This is a genomic window from Siphonobacter aquaeclarae (genome assembly GCF_900103285.1).
GTDB classification, from domain to species: Bacteria; Bacteroidota; Bacteroidia; order Cytophagales; family Spirosomataceae; genus Siphonobacter; species Siphonobacter aquaeclarae.
In genome coordinates, this window is record NZ_FNGS01000008.1 from 172673 (window position 1) to 191246 (window position 18574).

Annotated in this window: 14 protein-coding genes; 7 read left to right on the forward strand and 7 right to left on the reverse strand. The window is 54.0% G+C overall.

Features of this window, described 5'->3' with window-relative positions:
• Positions 1–6: 6 nt before the first annotated feature.
• The 4 genes from BLR09_RS20185 to BLR09_RS20200 all read right to left on the reverse strand — a co-directional run bounded on the left by BLR09_RS20185 (position 7) and on the right by BLR09_RS20200 (position 6105).
• The gene (locus BLR09_RS20185; RefSeq protein WP_093207265.1) at positions 7–3321 is read right to left on the reverse strand and encodes a SusC/RagA family TonB-linked outer membrane protein; all 3315 of its coding nucleotides are present in this window, start codon (positions 3319–3321) and stop codon (positions 7–9) included.
• Positions 3322–3636: 315 nt separating this feature from the next.
• Positions 3637–4221: a thymidine kinase gene (locus tag BLR09_RS20190; RefSeq protein ID WP_093207267.1), complete on the reverse strand. Its 585-nt coding sequence runs from the start codon at positions 4219–4221 to the stop codon at positions 3637–3639.
• A 70-nt stretch (positions 4222–4291) separates the two neighbouring features.
• Positions 4292–5404, reverse strand: a complete 1113-nt coding sequence (gene gmd, locus BLR09_RS20195) for a GDP-mannose 4,6-dehydratase (protein WP_093207270.1) — start codon at positions 5402–5404, stop codon at positions 4292–4294.
• Positions 5405–5541: 137 nt separating this feature from the next.
• Positions 5542–6105 (reverse strand): SPOR domain-containing protein, encoded by a 564-nt coding sequence (locus tag BLR09_RS20200; protein ID WP_176785625.1) that lies wholly within the window; start codon positions 6103–6105, stop codon positions 5542–5544.
• A 144-nt stretch (positions 6106–6249) separates the two neighbouring features.
• On the opposite strand from BLR09_RS20200, the gene murB reads away from it, so the two are divergent.
• Positions 6250–7260, forward strand: a complete 1011-nt coding sequence (gene murB, locus BLR09_RS20205) for a UDP-N-acetylmuramate dehydrogenase (protein ID WP_093207275.1) — start codon at positions 6250–6252, stop codon at positions 7258–7260.
• A gap of 2 nt (positions 7261–7262) precedes the next feature.
• On the opposite strand, the gene BLR09_RS20210 is transcribed toward murB, so the two are convergent.
• Positions 7263–9257 carry a helix-hairpin-helix domain-containing protein gene (locus BLR09_RS20210; RefSeq protein ID WP_093207277.1) on the reverse strand — a complete coding sequence of 665 codons (1995 nt, stop codon included), beginning with the start codon at positions 9255–9257 and terminating at the stop codon, positions 7263–7265.
• Positions 9258–9379: 122 nt separating this feature from the next.
• Entirely contained in the window at positions 9380–11389 is a 2010-nt protein-coding gene (locus tag BLR09_RS20215; protein ID WP_093207556.1) for a CHU_0125 family OmpA-like outer membrane integrity protein, read from the reverse strand.
• A gap of 351 nt (positions 11390–11740) precedes the next feature.
• On the opposite strand from BLR09_RS20215, the gene BLR09_RS20220 reads away from it, so the two are divergent.
• Positions 11741–13225: a pseudouridine synthase gene (locus tag BLR09_RS20220; protein ID WP_093207280.1), complete on the forward strand. Its 1485-nt coding sequence runs from the start codon at positions 11741–11743 to the stop codon at positions 13223–13225.
• Between the two features lie 44 nt (positions 13226–13269).
• Here BLR09_RS20220 and BLR09_RS20225 read toward each other — a convergent pair whose 3' ends face one another.
• Entirely contained in the window at positions 13270–13584 is a 315-nt protein-coding gene (locus BLR09_RS20225) for a DciA family protein (RefSeq protein WP_093207282.1), read from the reverse strand.
• 234 nt (positions 13585–13818) lie between these two features.
• Between BLR09_RS20225 and BLR09_RS20230 the strand changes: the two genes are divergently transcribed.
• From BLR09_RS20230 to BLR09_RS20250, 5 genes are all read left to right on the forward strand, one after another.
• On the forward strand, positions 13819–15036 hold the full coding sequence (locus tag BLR09_RS20230) for a glycosyltransferase family 4 protein (RefSeq protein ID WP_093207284.1): 1218 nt from the start codon (positions 13819–13821) through the stop codon (positions 15034–15036).
• A 50-nt stretch (positions 15037–15086) separates the two neighbouring features.
• Positions 15087–15614, forward strand: a complete 528-nt coding sequence (locus BLR09_RS20235) for an AAA family ATPase (protein WP_093207287.1) — start codon at positions 15087–15089, stop codon at positions 15612–15614.
• A gap of 131 nt (positions 15615–15745) precedes the next feature.
• The gene (locus BLR09_RS20240) at positions 15746–16366 is read left to right on the forward strand and encodes a DUF4136 domain-containing protein (protein ID WP_093207289.1); all 621 of its coding nucleotides are present in this window, start codon (positions 15746–15748) and stop codon (positions 16364–16366) included.
• A 28-nt stretch (positions 16367–16394) separates the two neighbouring features.
• On the forward strand, positions 16395–17084 hold the full coding sequence (locus BLR09_RS20245; RefSeq protein WP_093207292.1) for a hypothetical protein: 690 nt from the start codon (positions 16395–16397) through the stop codon (positions 17082–17084).
• Positions 17085–17703: 619 nt separating this feature from the next.
• Positions 17704–18570, forward strand: a complete 867-nt coding sequence (locus BLR09_RS20250) for a UDP-2,3-diacylglucosamine diphosphatase (protein ID WP_093207294.1) — start codon at positions 17704–17706, stop codon at positions 18568–18570.
• The last annotated feature ends 4 nt before the right edge of the window (positions 18571–18574 follow it).

Consider the following 18574-nt stretch of genomic DNA (forward strand, 5'->3'; position numbering starts at 1 on the left):
CGGAGATCAGAATGAAAAGCGGAGGCTTCCTCCGATGGATCGGGTGGCAGCATTACCGGCACCCACTGAGGTCGCACGGCTTACCCAGCCTGTACCGACGCCTTCTTCCGGATCAAGACCCGTCAGTGACTTGTAGAAGTAGAAAAGGTTCCGGCCGTAAGCGGAAACGGTGACGTTCTGGATTTTCAGCTTGGACAGCGCCTTGGAAGGAATCGTGTACGAGAGCGACACTTCACGGAGCTTGATAAAGTTGTTGTCGAACACGGCGTCCTTGTAAGTGATGTTTGAACCTGATCCCGGATAGCCGCCCCAGTTATAGTGGTAGCGATAGTATTGGGGTGCTTCTACGATCGTCGCGTTTTTCTCCCCGCCGGTTGTTACTCCCTGCGCGATGATGCCATCGTGATATACTTTCTCACCCTTCGGGCCATTGTCAACTCCTGCACCAACACCGGTCAGTTTTCCGGTAGTGGCGTCTTTGTAGTAGGCAACGCCGCCGTGCTCGGCATCGCGGCCAAACAACGAGTTTTTATACAAACCGGAGCCAGTGCCATAGAGACGGGACAGGGAGATAACCTGACCGCCCCAGACAAAGTCTGTGAGTACGCCGAGCGAGAAGTTCTTGTACGTAAAGGTGTTCATGAGACCGCCGGAGAACTTGGATTGGATGTTACCAAATTTCACCAGCTTGCTGTAGTCGATCTGATAGAAGCCATCGTCGCCAACTACGTAGTTGCCTTTGGCATCCTTCATGTGGTCATATCCCCAGATCGAACCGGCAGCTTCGCCCGGTTTGGCGTATACATACAGGGAGCCGTTATCCTTGTTGTCGAGCGTTAGCTGAGCAAGGCCGTCTGCGAGAGAAATGACCTTCGAACGGTTCATGGCAAAGTTCAGGCGGGCATTCCAGGAGAAATGGCTGCTCTTGACGGGCGTTCCATAGAGAGAGAGTTCGATCCCGTAGTTCCGCATGTCGCCCACGTTCCGGAGCACGCTGCTTGACCCGATAGTAGACGGAGTACCGAGTGTGGTGATCTGATCCTTGATCTTGTTGCTGTAGTACGTAATATCAAAACCGGCACGATCTTTCAGGAAGCGGTTTTCCCAGCCGATTTCGAATTCATACTTCATTTCGTTCTTCAGGTTTTTGTTCCCGAAGCCGGAGGTAGCCGGGAACAGATACGGCGTGCCGTCGAGGCTTCCGGAAGAGTAAACCTGATTGGCAATGTAGCGATCCGGCGGGTTACCTACCACGCCCCAGGCGCCTCTCAGTTTGCTGTACGAAACGGCCGCAGGCAGGTTAAACGCATTGCTCAGTTCAAACGAGGAGCTCACACCCGGATAAACAAATGTGTTGTTGCCCGGGGCCAATGAAGAAGAGCGCTCGCGGCGAAGTGTACCTTCCACAAACAGGAAGTTGTTGTATTCCAGGTTCAGGATACCAAACATCCCGTCCTTGAGCAGCATTTCGACAGAAGTTGAACCCTGTGCCGGCGAAGTTTTGCTCGCGCTGAGGCTGAACCAGTTTTCGGAGGTCAGACCGTCGCGGGTGCTGGCTGAAGCGAAATTGTACTTCTCTTTACGCGCCTGATAGCCGACGGAGATCGTGGCATTGAGTTTCTGGCTCAGCTGGCGCTCGTAGGTAAGGAGGAGGTCGCCATAGGTATAGGTCGAATTGTTCGAAACCGTGCCATACGAACCGCTGGCTCCGGCAGAGATCGGCTGTGTGCTGCGTTCTTTCGTTTCCTGATTGAAGCTCGTATAGTCAATCCCCATCCGACCGCGCAGATTCAGTCCCTTCACGATGTTGTAATTCAGTGTCGCAGAAGGCATGAACCGGTTGCTCGTTTCGTCATACTTATTGGCCAGCTGGTTCCAGAGGAAATCGAGGAAGTCTTTCGCTCGAACGTTGTACTTGAGGCGCTCTTCGACGTCCAGGTTCGAGTTGTAATCCACCCACTTGTACCCTTTGGATGTCTGATACTTGTTGAAGAAGACACTCATCTGATCGGCAGGGCTGAAGAAACCGCCGAAGTTGTTGGTCAGGTAGTAGATCTGCCGGGGACGGTTATGAACTTTTTCGTTTACATAGTTCATCACGACGTCGAGAGTCACCTTCGGCGTTACGAAGTATTTCGTGTTCAGGTTGAACGTGTTCTTCTCCTGCTTACCGCCGATCTGGATACCCTGGTAGTCATTGCGGGTGAAAGAAAGGCGGTAGCTGCCGCGATCCGTCGCATTACTGAGCGCAACCGTTGCGATGGTGCTGCTTCCGGTACGGTAGAATTGCTTCCAGTTGTTCTTCTGCGTAGTGTACTTCCGCATCTGGCCATCCCACCAATACACATCACTTCCATCCATTTTGGGGCCAAACTGCGCATAGGAACGGAAGTTGGGGTACTTCACGCTTTGTCCGTTGACCGTCGTATGAATCCAGCCCTGGTCGTCAGCACCGAACGAAGCCATGTTGACAGAACGTTCGTATCCGGGACCCCATTCCGTCTGGAAATCAGGTACAGTCGAGACCTTCTCAACATTGCCGGAGAGACTTACATCTACGCCAATGCCTTTTTTGATGCTTTTACCGTTTTTTGTGGTAATTACAATCACACCAAAGTTCGCGTCCGAACCATACAGCGCTGATGCAGCTGCACCTTTCAGGATGTTGATGTCCTGAATGTTTTCCGGGTTGATATCCAGCAAACCGTTCGCTCCGATCTTTTGGTTGTTCCAGTAGCCCTCGTTGTTGGCGTCCCCGTTCCGGATGATAACACCGTCAACAACCAGCAGGGGCTGCCGTTGGTATCCGATGGAGTTAACACCCCGAATCTGAATACCCACCGCACTCGTCGCACCGCCCGGGTTTGCATTGATCGTTACACCCGGAGCCTTTCCGTACAGTGCCGAGGCAAAGTTGGTGGGAGACGTCGCCGTGATGTCCTTCGCACTGATCTGGGTCGTTGCGTAACCCAGCTTCCGGGACTCTTTGGCGATACCCATCGCTGTCACAACTACCTCATTCAGACTGGAAGTCGCTTCCTCGAGGGTTACATCGACAGTCGTCCTGCCCGCCGTTGCTACTTCAAGTGTTTTGTAGCCGATGGCCGAGAATATCAGCGTGTTTTCACCGCTGATCGCCAGCTTGTACTGGCCCTGGCTGTTCGTCAGGGCGCCAAGCGTCTTTCCCTTCACAGTCACAGAAACGCCTGGAATGGGTGATCCATCCGATACGCTCTTTACTGTCCCGCCGATGCTCTGCGCAAACACGGGGGCACTTATCATGACCAACGGTATGATAAGGGTGAGTAGAAATTTGGTCATAGAATGGTTATGGAAAAATAACGGTTTGTTAATAGAGAACAAACATATCACTTTATTGTTAAATAGATTATTTTTATGACATAAATTTTAGATTTTAATTTACAATATGTCGTATAATTAATAAAATTATTTATTAAATAATGAAAAGTAACACGATTGCATAATAAAATATCGAATTGTTCTTTATCCGGATAATATTGGTGATTCCGTAGGTAACGGAAACAACAGGGTAGGTAAGAATCATCAGATGAGGGCAAAAAAAATGCTGCCGGTCATCCGACCGGCAGCATTTTTTCAGGTAGAAACGCGGGCGTTTCAGGAATGTATTCGCTGTCCTTCCAGAAAGTGCCGGCGGCAACGCGCTTCATACAGATCCTTCTCACCCAGCAGTATTTGCTCCGGTGATGCCTCCTTCCGGAAAGAATACGCCGCCAGCTCCCCGCAGACGACACAGATGGCGTGGACTTTGGTTACCAGTTCGGCTACGGCCATCAGATCCGGTACCGGACCGAACGGCTTTCCGTTGGAATCCATGTCGAGCCCGGCCACTACTACCCGCTTCCCGGAGTTGGCCAGCTGATTGCAGACGTTGACAATTTCTGCGTCGAAAAACTGCACCTCGTCAATTCCCACCACATCGCAATCGCCGACGAACAGCAGGATTTCCTGTGCTGTATGCACCGGAGTCGACCGGATTGTAGACGAATCATGTGAAACCACGTCTCTCGCGTCATACCGCGTATCGATCGCCGGTTTGAAGATTTCCACCTTCTGGCGGGCAATCAGCGCGCGGTTCAGCCGACGGATCAGCTCTTCGGTTTTCCCCGAAAACATGGAGCCGCAGATGACCTCAATCCACCCGGCATGATTCCGGAGACCGTTCGCTCGTTCAATAAACATAGGCGAAGAATAAAAAAGCGGCGGCGAAACCGCCGCCGCCCGGGTATAGTGTTCAGGCCTTTCAGCCGGATTACTCGAAATAGTTCAATGTCCGGAAACCACCCTTGTTCAGGTGAAGATCCTTTTTGAAGAGGTCAACATCGGCCGCCATCATGTCCTTGACCAGCGCAGGCAGGTCGTACTTCGGCTGCCAGTTGAGCTTCGTCTTCGCTTTGGTCGGATCCCCGAGAAGCAGATCCACTTCCGTCGGACGGAAATAGCGCGGGTCAACGGCTACAACTTCCTTCCCGATTTCAACCTGAAACTCCGGATTGGAGCAGGCCGTGACATAACCGACTTCCGATACGCCTTCGCCCTTGAACGCCACCGTAATGCCTACTTCGGCAAAGGCCATCTTGACGAAATCCCGGACGTGCGTCGTAATACCCGTCGCGATAACATAATCCTCCGGCGTTTCCTGCTGGAGAATCAGGTACATCGCCTCTACATAATCTTTGGCATGACCCCAGTCCCGCTGTGAGTCCAGGTTGCCGAGGTAAATCTTGTCGAGCAGGCCGAGCGCGATCCGCGCTACCCCGCGGGTAATTTTACGGGTTACGAAGGTCTCTCCGCGGAGGGGTGACTCGTGGTTGAACAGAATGCCGTTTACTGCGTACATATTATACGCTTCCCGGTAGTTGACCGTAATCCAGTAGGCGTACATCTTCGCCACAGCATATGGAGAACGCGGGTAAAAGGGCGTCGTTTCCGATTGGGGAACCGCCTGAACCAGCCCGTACAGCTCAGAAGTAGAAGCCTGATAAATACGGGTCTTTTCCGTCAGTCCCAGCAAACGAACCGCTTCGAGGATACGCAGCGTTCCGAGACCGTCGACCTGAGCCGTGTATTCCGGCTCGTCGAAGCTTACGCGTACGTGCGACTGCGCTCCCAGATTATAGATTTCGTCGGGCTGGATTTCCTGAATCAGGCGGATGACGTTTGTAGAATCCGTCAGATCCCCGTAATGCAGGTGAAAACGCACGTTCTGATCGTGCGGGTCCTGATATAAATGATCGATCCGTTCGGTGTTGATCAGCGAGCTGCGCCGCTTGACACCATGGACTTCATATCCTTTTTTGAGCAGCAATTCGGCCAGATAGGCACCATCCTGACCGGTAATGCCGGTTATTAAGGCTTTCTTCATATGGAATTATAGGGATACAAATAGACGCACCGTCTCCCGGATATGCGCTCCGGTTCGAAGGTTGTGAACGATACGACGCCGAGCGCCGGTGCAAAACTAAGCGAAAGTTCAACTTGCTGGATACCGGTCTTTCTATTTTAAGGCTCGTCTTCTTTAACGGCCGCACGGCTATCCATTATTTTCAGCGCCCCACTCACCAATACCCGGTCCGAAACAATGGTGGCGGAGGGATAATCGTCCTTGAGCTTGTTGAGATACTTTTCCACATCGAGCCGGGTGCCGAAATCGCCGATACGCAACCGGTACGTCGGATGATTGTAGGCGACATACGTGTCAAGTTCGGGATAGGTCTGATAGACAAAAACTTTCGCCGCGTCCAGCTCGCTCCGGCTGGTTCCGGTATACAGCTGAATCTTGTAGCCGGCAATATACCGGGCGTTCCGGTTGCGGGTAGCCAGGGTATCGAGCGAATAATCCAGTTTCTGCTGAATAAACAGTGGCTGGTCGCTCATCGTCGGAGCAGGCTTCCGCGTCTTTTCCTCCGGAGCAGCTCCTTTTTCACTTCCAGCTTCGTATTTCGGACGAAATGCCGACAGGTCCAGGTCGTATCCCTTCGCCGAACTGGACGGTATCGGCCGGGACGAGCAGGCTGCCAGGACGATGCCTGAAACGAACAGCAGTAAAAAAGATCGGATTGCCATATGAGTCGGTTGCCGGACCGGCCCTTCGGGGGAAAGGGACCGGCATTTTCTTCGGCAAAATTCCGGCAATTTCCCGAATATCAAACCCATTCCTTCGGGAACTTTGCCGAAGTTTGAAAGCCGAACGCTGTCCGGATCATCCATATGAAAGTACTCGAGAACGTCTCCCTGAAACCCTATACCACCTTTGGGATTGAAGCCAAGTCCCGTTATTTTATTGATATTCAGACTGTTGAAGAGTTGGTTGAGGCGCTGGCTCAGTCCGGAGGTCAGGAAATACTCATTCTCGGAGGCGGGAGCAACATGTTGCTGACAAAGGATTTTCCGGGCCTTGCTATCCGGATTTCCATACCTGGAATAACGATTGTGCGGGAAGAAGGGGATGACGTATGGGTGAAAGCCGGCGCCGGCGTCGTCTGGCATCAACTGGTCCTTCAAACGCTCGGGATGGACCTGTGCGGCCTTGAAAACCTGTCGCTCATTCCGGGATTCGTCGGCGCGTCGCCGATGCAGAATATCGGCGCGTACGGCGTCGAAATCAAGGACGTCATGGATGAGCTCGAAGCGGTTCACCGGACAACCGGCGAACGGAAGATATTCCGCAACGAAGACTGTCGCTTCGGCTACCGGGAAAGTATCTTCAAACACGAGTTGAAAGGGCAGTATGTGATTGTCAGCGTGACTTTCCGCCTGTCCCGCGTCCCGAAGCTGCACATCGCCTACGGAGATATCCAGAAAACCCTTCAGGAAATGGGCGTGGCGGAGATTACCCCGAAGGCCGTCAGCGACGCGGTGATCCATATCCGCCAGTCCAAGTTACCGGACCCCGCTGTCCTCGGTAATGCAGGTAGTTTCTTCAAAAATCCGGAAATCCCCCGGGCGCAATACGATGACCTGAAAGCTGTGCATTCCGATCTTCCGGGGTATCCCGCCGGAGAAGGGCGCGTCAAAGTCCCCGCCGGCTGGCTCATCGAACGGGCCGGGTGGAAGGGGTACCGCGACGGTGCCGTCGGTGTACATGACCGCCAGGCGCTCGTTATTGTCAATTTTGGAGGCGCTACCGGCGCGCAGGTCCGCGACCTGTCTGCCAAAGTACAGGCTTCCGTCTTCGAAAAGTACGGCATCAACCTGCAGCCGGAAGTTAATTTTATCTGAGCCTACCAGCGCCACCGGAGCTGCGCGCGTATGTCGGTCCGGTGAAACGAAGCGATTTCGTCCAGGCCGGAGCCGGACGAAGCCTGCCCCGGCCACTCGGTACGGGAAAGGCGCAGCCAGGCGTCTGCGTGGCGTCCTGCCGGTACCTGAACGAGGAGGTAGCCACGCCAGCCTTTTCCTGCATATGCCGGAATGGAAAAAGCTCCTGCTACGTCTTTTTCGTAGGAATAGATTCTGCTGTCATAGTCATCCGTCCGTAGCCAGGCTACCCGCGCCGAAAGCGTCACCCGATGCAACCGGGCGCTTACGTCCTGCAAACAGACCAGCCCTGCCGATACCGGATAGCCCTTGTAACCCGAAAGCGAGCCGGCAACACGCGTATGCAGGGATATACGGCGGCCGAGCGACCACTCGATGTCGGCAAAACAGCCGCCTCTCCGGGTAGGGACAACGCCCTTACCGATCGTCGCCGGAAGGTTTTTTTCTTTTCGTTCGAAGAAAGCCTGGAATGTAGCGGATTGGTTTTTCCGGAGAAGGTATGCCGCTCTGAATAATCCTCCATACCCCTGTGAAGGCGTGTCTACCAGGTACTTCAGCCAGGGAAAGCGGAATCCGTCCGCATAGAAGGAGAGCTGCCACCTGGCAGTCGGTTTGAATGTTGCTCCGGCATACAGCCCGGTTTCGTTGCTGTTCCGGGTATTCTCTCCAAACGCATTGCCGTAAAAGGAGTGAAAACGCTGCCCGTACCGGCGGAAAAGCAGGCTGGCATCCCACCGGCGATTCAGCGGCGCGAGTGCTCCGGCGACGATTCCCGTTCCGCCGGAAGAGGAAACGGCGGCCTCGCCGAAGAGGTACACGTTTCGCTGATAACCCGCCAGATTAACACCCCAGACGCTGTTTTCGCGACCGGAAAATTCGAAACGGTTATAGGGCCGGTCGGCTTTGCGAAGCGCTTTGTCGTAACGGGTATGGAGAAAGGTTACGCCTGCCTGCAGGCGCTCCGATTTCCAGCGGATATGGCCGCCGATATCGATAGAGACCAAAGCTCCTTTATCTGCTACCTCCCCGGTGGTGCGGTGAAGGCCGGAAGTTTGCAGGCTGCTGACCGCGGTACTATCCGTCTGATTGGCGTCCCGGCGGATACGGGAGATAAACAGGGTGGCATCGATACCATTAGATACCCGGTACGTCGCGGCGCCACCCCGGAAGAAGCCGCTTTCTGTTCCCGAGGTATAGGACCGTATACCGAGGTGCGGCCGGCGAACGGTCAGTACCGTCTCCGCACCTTTCCCAAGGGCAAACCCTCCGGCGAGTATCAACCCCTGTCCGACAGACAACTGATAGTCACCCGCCTGCAAAGCCATCCATCGGCCTCTGTTTTTCCAATGGGCGGATGCGGAAACGAAATCCGGCCCGTATCTCCGTGTCGCCGCATTCCAGACAAGCGCTTCTCCGGCGTCCTGTTTGACGGTGACATTGAACGACCGGTTTTCTGCGGCCTGACTCGTCAACCGGGCATAGAGCCGAAACGGCCAGCCCGGGTAGCGGCGATAGCCCTGCGCGTCGGGAATGAAACCTTTTCGTTGTTCAACTATCCGGTCATACCGCAGCAGAAGCGTGGTTTCGGCTTTTTTGCGGAGTGGACCTTCTTCTACGCGGACAAAGGGCAGCAGCTTCCGGATCAAGGGGATATTCAGGTCCGGCACGGCCTGTAGTTCATAAAGGGAAACGAGCGGACCTGCCTCTTTCCGGTAGCGGAGAAAGCTGCGTATCTCGGCAGGGGTTAACAGAAAAAGAGACGCCAGTTGTTCTTCCCCGGCCGTGTTGAGGTCGAGCGGTTGCTGGTAGAGCTGATACAGGTTTTCAGCCTGCTCCTCGCTAAGCGACTCAGCCTGGTCGGGCCACAACCGGGCCAGCAGGGCAGTAGGGTCTTCGGCTGGCTGAACCTGTGCCCGGCACGTCAGCGCCAGGAGCCACAACAGAAAAATGCGCTTCATCGGGGTGATAGATATCCCAATGAAAATGCCGGATTTTGAAGAGGGTTAACAGAGAAAATGAGCCTTCGGCCAACAAAAAATCCCCGGAGCGGATGCCCCGGGGATCATAATGCAAAATGGCTTTATTGAATGCCGATTACTTTGAATTCGGTACGGCGGTTGAGCTGGTGCTCTTCTTCCGTCTTCGCATTCGGGATCAGCAGCTCGCTTTCACCATATCCCTTCGCGGTAATGCGGTCGGGCGAAATCCCGCGTGACAGAATATAGTTAACAGCCGACTCCGCCCGTCGCTGGGAGAGGCGCTCGTTATAGACGTTCGTACCCCGCGAATCGGTATGTGAGCCGAGTTCGAGTTTGATGTCAGGATTGTCCTGCAGGATCCGTACAACTTTATCGAGCTCTACCGAAGCATCTGCCCGGATGTTGTACTTGTCAAAGTCATAGTAAATGGTTTCGATTTTGAATGCCTTCGTCAATTCTGCACCGAGCTCTTTCCGGAGCATGTCCACGGTGGCATACAGCGTAGTGTCGGTCAGCGGCTTTGAAAGCCTGTCGGCCGGTAGTTGTTTCCCTTCGGTGATGAAGAGCTCCTGTTTCTTGATGTAGTCCGGCTTGTCGACCACAATGTTATAATCGTATCCGATCTTGATCGGGTAAACGCCGAACTTCCCGTCATTGCCGGTCGTGGCTTCGCCGATGGGGCTCTCGTTGTCATCCAGGACTGTCACCTTCACGCCGCCAAGCGGTTCCTGGGTTTTGGAATCGACAACGGTACCTCCGAGGAAGTAGCGAACCACGCGCTTATCGCCCGGATTGGAGGGAAGGTTGGGATCTTTCGGCTTAAGCGGCTCGTGTGCAATCTGTACCGGCTCGCGGGTGGACTCGAAGTAATAGATATCGTCGTCACCCTTTCCGCCATCCCGGTTGGAAGCAAAATAACCGCGGGTGGTATCTGCCCAGACCAACCCGAAATCATCCGAGCGGGAGTTGAACGGAAATCCGAGGTTATGTACTTCGATAACGCCTTCGTTCCGGGTCGCGACAAACAGATCGAGTCCGCCGAAACCGGCATGGCCGTCTGACGCAAAATACAGTTTGGCATCCGGCGAAACATAGGGAAACAGCTCATTCCCGGGAGTATTCAGGTCACGGCCCATGTTTGCCGGACGGCCGAACCGACCGGCCTTGTCGATATTGACGCGCCAGAGATCGAGTCCGCCGGAACCGCCCGCGCGGTTGGAGGCAAAGTAAAGCGTGCCGCCATCGGCTGAAAATGCCGGAGAGCCATCCCACGAGGCGGAATCACTGAAGGCGAGGCGCTCAGGTTCCGACCACAGGCCGCCGTTGTTCCGGCTGATATACAAATCTACATCGGCTGAAGTATTGCCCTTGCCTTTGCTCCGGCCTGTATTTCCCCGGGCGAAGACCATCATTTTGCCGTCGTTGGAGAACACCGGCGTACCCTCGTTCATGTTTTCTCCGAATACCGTCTGGCTGAAAAGTTCAGGTGCGCCGGTTTCAGAAGGGGAGGTCAGTTTGGCTTTATACAGGCCAAGCATGTGCTGGCCGTTGGTTTTATAGATGGTTTCTTTCCGGGAAGCCGTAAAGACGAGATCCGTGTTGAGGACTACCGGGGCAAATTCAGCGGAAGGAGTATTCAGGTTCGAGAGGTTGGTCAGCTTGTAGTTGCTCACTTTCCGGCTGAGCGAGTCCAGCAGGGTGAGGTTTTCAAGCTCCCGGCGGGCCAGGGAGACCAGCGAACGGTTGGTCAGTTTCTGCCGGGTGAATTTCTGAAGCTGATCGGCTGCACCGGTATAGTCGCCCTGCGATTTCAGTGCATAGGCATAATAAAGGCTGGCAGTCGGTTCTTTGGTACCTGCGTCAAGCGCTTTTTTATAGTAGTCGACCGACTGGGGTAGCCGGTTGGAACGTCGGTAACTTTCCGCAATGTACAGGTTCACCTTGGCCGGGTCCTGCGTCACCACCTTCTGAAACTGCTGGATGGCTAGTTCGTACTCGCCGTTTTCGTAGTGCTTTTCTCCTTTTTTGACGGTCTGGAGCGCGGACTGACAGGCAGCCAGGCCGACACTCAGGAGGAGGAGCGTAAGACGGGAAGTAGTAATCAACTTCATAATGGATGCGATCGTTTGCGGGTTCAAGTTAGGGGAAAATCGGAGAAGCCGATTCACGAAATCCATCTTCCGGCCCGGCCTGGCGGAAAAACGGACCCCGGCGCCTCTCAAAGAGGCACAATCCCAGACGATAAAACCGATAAACGGAGAATTTATTTTACCTTTGTCGCCCCTATTTGCTGATTTTTAATAATATCATTGAAGTCAGGGAGTTACAGCAGGGATGTTGCAACCTTTTTATCAGGCTGCCGGACCTTGGTAGGTGCCGGAATTATGGGACTCAGAAGAGCTGTTTTCTGTTGGTCCAACGGGCGGAATACACGTTCCGCGCAGCCCTAACACCATTTGACAATGGCTAAGCAAGAGGAGTCTCCACGCAGACCCCGTAAAACAGAAGGCAAGCCCGCCGGTGCATCCGGACGAGGCGCCCGCTCAGAAGGCAAACCGGCCGAAGGAGGCCGGTTCTCAGAAAAACGTCCCGCCCGCGCACCCCGCCGGGAAGACGACCGCCCCCGCGGCGAACGCCCGGCCAGAGGCGACTTCCGCAGTGACCGGAAGCCCGAAGGCGACCGCTCATTCGCCGGCAAGAATGAATTCTCCAGACCGTTCAAGGGAAAACCGGAAGGCGACCGTCCTCCCCGGAAAGAATTCGGCAGCAAGCCGTTTAAAGGAAAGTCAGAAGGCGACCGTCCTCCCCGGAAGGAATTTGGCAATAAACCGTTTAAAGGAAAGTCAGAGGGAGATCGTCCGGCCCGGAAGGAGTTTGGCAGCAGACCCTTCAAAGGAAAGCCGGAAGGTGACCGCCCGTTCAGCGATAAGAAGGAATTTTCGAAGCCTTTCCGTGAAAAACCGGAAGGTAGCCGCTCATTTGGCGGAAAACGCGAATTCCCCAAAACCGGAGAGCGCCGCGAAGAAGGCGACCGCCCGGCACGTAAACCGAGATCCGAAGCGCCGGCATCTTTCGGAAAGCGCTCGGACAGCGATGCCACCCGGCCCAAAAGCCGTCGCGGGCAAGGCCCGTCTGACGAGCGCGGACCGAAGCGCACACCGACCTACAACCTGGATAAGTACAAAGAAAACGCTCCTGATAAAATCCGCCGGAAGATCGCCAAAACGGAGAAGCAGGACGATTCACTGCGCCTGAACCGGTACATCGCCCTTTCGGGCGTTTGCTCCCGCCGGGATGCCGACAAGCTTATCGAAGCCGGAGAAATTTCGATCAACGGAAAAGTGATAAAAGAGCTGGGTCATCAGGTGAAACCCGGAGAAGTAGTCCGCTATGGACGCCGGATTCTGAATCCGGAAAAAATGGTGTATGTCCTGCTCAACAAACCGAAAGATTACATCACGACGGTAGAAGACGACCTCGATCGCCGTACCGTGATGGATCTGGTGCGCGAAGCCGCCGACCAACGGATTTATCCCGTCGGTCGTCTGGACCGCAGCACCACCGGCCTTATTCTCCTCACCAACGACGGAGAGCTGGCCGAGAAACTGACGCACCCGTCCAACCAGATTGAAAAAATCTATCAGGTTGAAATTGATAAGCCGGTCACCACGTCGGATTTCGAAGCCCTGCGTCAGGGAGCCGAGCTGGAAGATGGCTTTATCAAACCGGATGAAGTAAGCATCATTACCCCGGACGCGCAGGTAATCGGAATCCGGATTCACTCCGGTCGTAACCGCATCGTTCGCCGTCTTTTCGAACACTTCGGGTATGAAGTAACGAAACTTGACCGGACGGTTTTCGCGGGACTGAACAAGAAGGACCTGCCGCGCGGCCAGTGGAGATACCTGACAGAAAAAGAGGTAATCCGACTGAAATACCTCGTCTAGCAGAAAAAAGGACCGGCTTTCGAAGAAGGCCGGTCCTTTTTATATCAGAGAAAGACGACGTCGCGGATGACTTCTTCGTCCATTTCCCGGTTAATCAGTTCGATCAGTTTGGATTTAGCCAGGACCAGCTCCTGGCGCAGCGGTGCAGAAGTAATTTCGACAAAAAGCCGGCCTTCCGTTACATAAATTTTCCCCGTCCGGTTGGCGATGGCCTTGCCAACGAGGCGTTCCCAGGAGGAGACGAGATACGTCTCGCTGAAACGGCTTTTGAGCTGGTATGCGCGCAACATCTCCTCAAGGGCTGCCTTCAGGGTGGTAGTGCCGGATTTCCGGGCAGTATACTCTCTCGTCACGGACATGATACCTGCGATTATGAAACAAAGGTAGGCAGGTCATCACCGGAAACCAAAGACCTGTAAGAGTTGAAAACGCCCGGTCAGAAAGCCGGGCTGATTCTCAGGCGAATGGCAACGCCGGCCTTCTTCCTTCCTGCCGGAAAAAGACCCGGATTTTCCCAAGCATCGAAAAGAAACGCCTGTATTTCCGGACTCTTCGTAATTTGCATGACTATCAGGAGGTATGCCCATTGCTGAATGAGATCTAAGATTTTATACGTTTATCAGTTTTTCAAGACACCGGATGAAGGCGGAATCATCCGCTCGTATTACCTGTCGCGGGCGCTGGTGGAGGGAGGGTATGCGGTAGAAGTCATCACCAGTCACAACCAGCCCGATTATCTCCGGAAAGAAATCGACGGCATGACCGTCCATTACCTGCCTCTCCGGTACGAGCAGTCGTTCGGTACGCTGCGGCGTCTCTACGTATACAGTGTCTTTGTTGCTAAAGCGATCCGGTGTGCCTTGCAGATCAGGGGTGTACGGGTTTGTTATGTAGCTTCGGTGCCGTTGACCGTTGGGTTTATCGGCCTGGCGATGAAGTGGTTTCGGAACGTTCCGTATTACTTCGAAGTTGGGGATCTCTGGCCGCTGACGCCTATCCAGATGGGGTATTTCTCCAACCCACTGGTTCAGAGAGTACTCTATGGCCTGGAAAGGTATTTTTACCGGCATGCACGGAAAATCGTGGCATTGTCGCCCGCGATTCAGGAGAATATTCAGCGGCGTATACCCGACCCGGGAAAGGTCGTCTGCATTCCGAATATCGCCGATTGCGCATTTTTCTATCCCGAAACCAAAGACCCCGGGCTGGTCCGGGAATGGGGACTGGAAGGGAAAACCGTCGTTACCTATTTCGGATCAATCGGAAAAGTCGTGCAGCTGGAATCCCTGATCCGGATCGCGCAGGCCGGTCAAACGGATTCCGGCGTACAGTTTCTCGTTGCCGGAACCGGCTCGGAACTGGAGCGCCTGAAGGAGCAGGCGGGTAATCTTCCGAATATTCGTTTTCTGGGGCATCTGAGTAAAGATCAGTTGAAACGTCTGCTGAATGTGACGGATGTAGTGTACTTGTCGTACCTGCCCGTCCCGGCCCTCGAGACCAATTCACCCAATAAATTATTTGAATCGCTTGCCGCCGGAAAACTGTGTGTGATCAACATCCGCGGGTGGCATTGCGACCTGATCGAAGCAGAAGGTTGCGGGTTTTATGCCGACCCTGCGATGCCTGCCGTATTTTTTGAACGATTGAAGCCATACCGGGAAAATCCGGAGAAGCTTCGGGCGGTGAGCAGCCGGGCGCGGCAACTGGCCGAAACCCGTTTTTCCCGGCAAAGACTATCGGCTGAATTCACCGCACTTTTTGAGCTTCGGGAAAAAGAAAACCACGCGGATGCGTCGCTGGCGCATCTTTGACTATTTTCGGGACGTTTTCCCGGCCTTTTTCGGGTGTCAACAACCACTGCATGTTGCGCAAAGTCGTCATTGCCGGACCGGAATCGACCGGTAAAACCACGCTTGCCCGCCGGCTTGCCAGCCATTTCGGAACCGTCTTCGTGGAAGAATACGGCAGGCTTTATTGCGAAAAGTTCGGAAACGAATGCGACGCGTTCGACCTCTGCCACATCGCTGCCGGCCAGTTGCTGCTGGAAGAGCAGGCGATGGCGGTGACGAGTCCGAAGCTTCTTATCTGTGATACCGACGTACTCGTCACCCAGACCTACGCGGAGCTGTACCTGGGTAAGAGTCCGGAAGTGATTGTAGATATGGCCAGACGACAGTCGTACGACCTGTACCTGCTGCTGTCGCCGGATGTTCCCTGGAGCGGCGATGCGATCCGGTTGTTTGAAAACCGCCGGGAATGGCATTTTTTAAGGTTAAAAGAGTTGCTGGACGAACAGCACCGTTCCTATGCGGTGATCGCGGGTTCGTTTGAGCAACGATTTGAACGGGCGGTGCTGCTTATACGCAACCTGCTGAGGGAGACCGTTTAATCTGCGTTCAAACCATATTAAAAAACTAAGTTTGCAGTAAACCCGGGCTGCCTTCGCGGTGTCTGTGCAGTGAACAGGAAAATTTGTTGGCAGCTTTTTGCGTTGGATAAAGTAAGTTTTGCATCATCGTTATGAAACGAATCTCTAAGTCGCTCCTGCTGCTGGTGCTCAGTGCCGGCATCTGGACTGCCTGCGAGCGGGACCCGGTCAAGGACCTGAGCCCGAAAGACTCTCAGGTATTTATCACCAACCACTCCACGGCGGACTTCACGTCTTACAAAACCTTCTCCATCGGAGATTCGGTTTTGGTGGTGGATAACAACAATCAGGGTCGTGGCGTCACGCCTCAGGATCTGGCGTATATCGACCGCATCGTCAAGAATCTGACGGACAGAGGGTATACAAAGGTAGCCCGGACGGCCAAGCCTGATCTCGAAGTAACGCCGGCGCGGATTTCCTACACGCAATCGGGCTATGTTCCGACGTACAACCCCTGGTATGATCCCTATTGGGGTTACGGGTATGGCTACGGGTATGGCTACGGCTACGGGTATGCTCCGTATTACAGCTACTATTCGTATAGCGAGAACTACTGGTACGTCCGGATCGCCGATTTAAAAAACATCAAGGACAACAAGGCAGAGGTGATCTGGGATGCCCAGATACGGGGAGAAGGAATTTACGATCAGGCGTCCATTTCCGGTCTCGTAGACGCGGTTTTTACCCAATCCGCCTACCTGAAAGCGAAATAGGTTGACACCCCTTTTTTAAGAAGGTCTTATGAAAAAATGGCTTTTTCTCGGATTGATCGGACTGACGTCCGGAGCGTTTGCTCAGAAAAATCCGGATTATTATCAGAAACAGGATTACGAATACCGCAGTGTTCCGACTCGGAACATGAAGTCGCCTTTTGAGCGCTATACCCACTACCAGATCACGGCGCGCTACGGCGTGGCGCTGCCTATGGGAAGCCTGAAGGATTACACGAATACGTCGTCGAAGTATAACTACAATATTTCCGGCGAGTTTGTCTATCCGAAGAACTACTCGATCGGGTTGCAGTTCTCCTATATGTATTTCAAGGAGCGCTCTCCCCGCCAGATCTACACGTTTGACAACCAGGATATTTCGGCGATACAGACCCGTTCGCTCGGGGCTACGTCCCTGCATGTATTCGGGAAGTACTACTTTACGGACGCCAATGCGCAGGTCCGCCCGTACGTCATGGCGGCGGTCGGCGGCAGCGCGATGCGTAACCTGACGTACTACGGTTACCTGCAGGACGGCCAGAACAAGGCTGCCTTCAGTGGTCAGCTGGGTGCCGGCGCCCGCTTCCTGTTCGCGCGAAACGGCAATTTCGGCGCGGATGTCCAGGCCACGTACTTCTATTCTCCCTACAAAAACTCCGGATACCTCAGTAACGTCGCAGCCGTTTCGGCTTCAGCGGGGCTGTTTTACCGGTGGTGGTAGGGGTGGTCGGCGGTCGGTTTTCGGCGGTCGGCAATCGGCTTTAAGCTGTAGGCTTTAGGCTGTAAGCTGTCGGAAGATGGCTGGCTTTCAGCAATCAGCGTTTTTATGAATCGGCTTTAGGTAACAGGCAATTAGCGGCCCGGGACTTAAAGCCGGTTTTTTTTGTGCGCAACACCGGTTCAGCGCCAATAAACCGAAAACGCCCTGCCTACAGCCTAAAGCCCACAGCTTAAAGCCGATTGCCGACCTCAGATTTTTTGCCCGCAAGGCCGGTTCAACGCCAATCCCCCAACATTTACTGGCATTAACAAGCCGAAAACACCCTGCCTGCAGCTTATAGCCTAAAGCCTACAGCTTCAAGCCGATTACCTACCGCCGACCGCCTATTTTTTGCCCGCAACACCAGTTCAACGCCAATGCCGAAAATTATATAGCGCCAAAAAGCCGAAAACGCCCTGCCTACAGCTTATAGCCTAAAGCCTACAGCTCAAAGCCGATTGCCGACCGCCGAAAGCCGACCGCCAATTATTAACAGATTGTTATCCAGCTACTTAGAATCTTCTCAAAAGCGTAAACGCGTTTTTGAGTCCGAAAACGTGCAGCGAAAGTACTTTGCAGTATGGAAGTACGCACCCATTTCCGCACGATCGTCCTTTCAGATATTCACCTCGGTTCCAAAGGCTCCAAGGCCAAGGAAGTGACGGCCTTTCTGAAACTGTATAAATGCGACAAGCTTATCCTGAACGGGGATATTATCGACGGTTGGCAACTGAAAAAATACGGTAACACCTGGAAGAAACGTCACACCGCCTTTTTCCGCCAGGTGTTGAAAATGATAGAAGAGTACGACACCAAAGTCGTTTACCTTCGGGGAAATCACGACGATTTTCTGGATCATGTATTGCCGATCCGGGTGGGCAAGTACTTCTCCATCCGCCGGGACTATGTACTCAAAACCAAGCACAACCAGCAGTACTACGTCACCCACGGCGATATTTTCGACCGGATTACGACGCACCTCAAATGGCTCGCGTACATCGGCGACGTAGGCTACAACCTCCTGCTGGGGATCAATAAGTTTTACAACCAGTGGCGCGCCTGGCGGGGACTGCCGTACTATTCGCTTTCCCAGGAAATCAAACTGAAGGTAAAAGCAGCCGTCAGCTACATTTCCGATTTCGAGGAAAAACTGGCCGATCTCGCGCAATCCAAAGGCTGCCAGGGCATTATCTGCGGGCATATTCACCAGCCGTCTATCCGCATGATCGGGGACGTGCAATACCTCAATTCGGGCGACTGGGTCGAATCCCTCACGGCGCTCGTCGAAGACCATGACGGCAACTGGAGCCTGCTTTATTACACCCAGCTCGCAGGTATCGAACCGGATGAAGACCTGCCGGATACCGCCTTCCCCGACGAGCTTGCCGACGAACAGGAAGACGACATCCTCAAAAGCCTCTTATCTTTGAGCTCGGTCAAGCACTGACGGG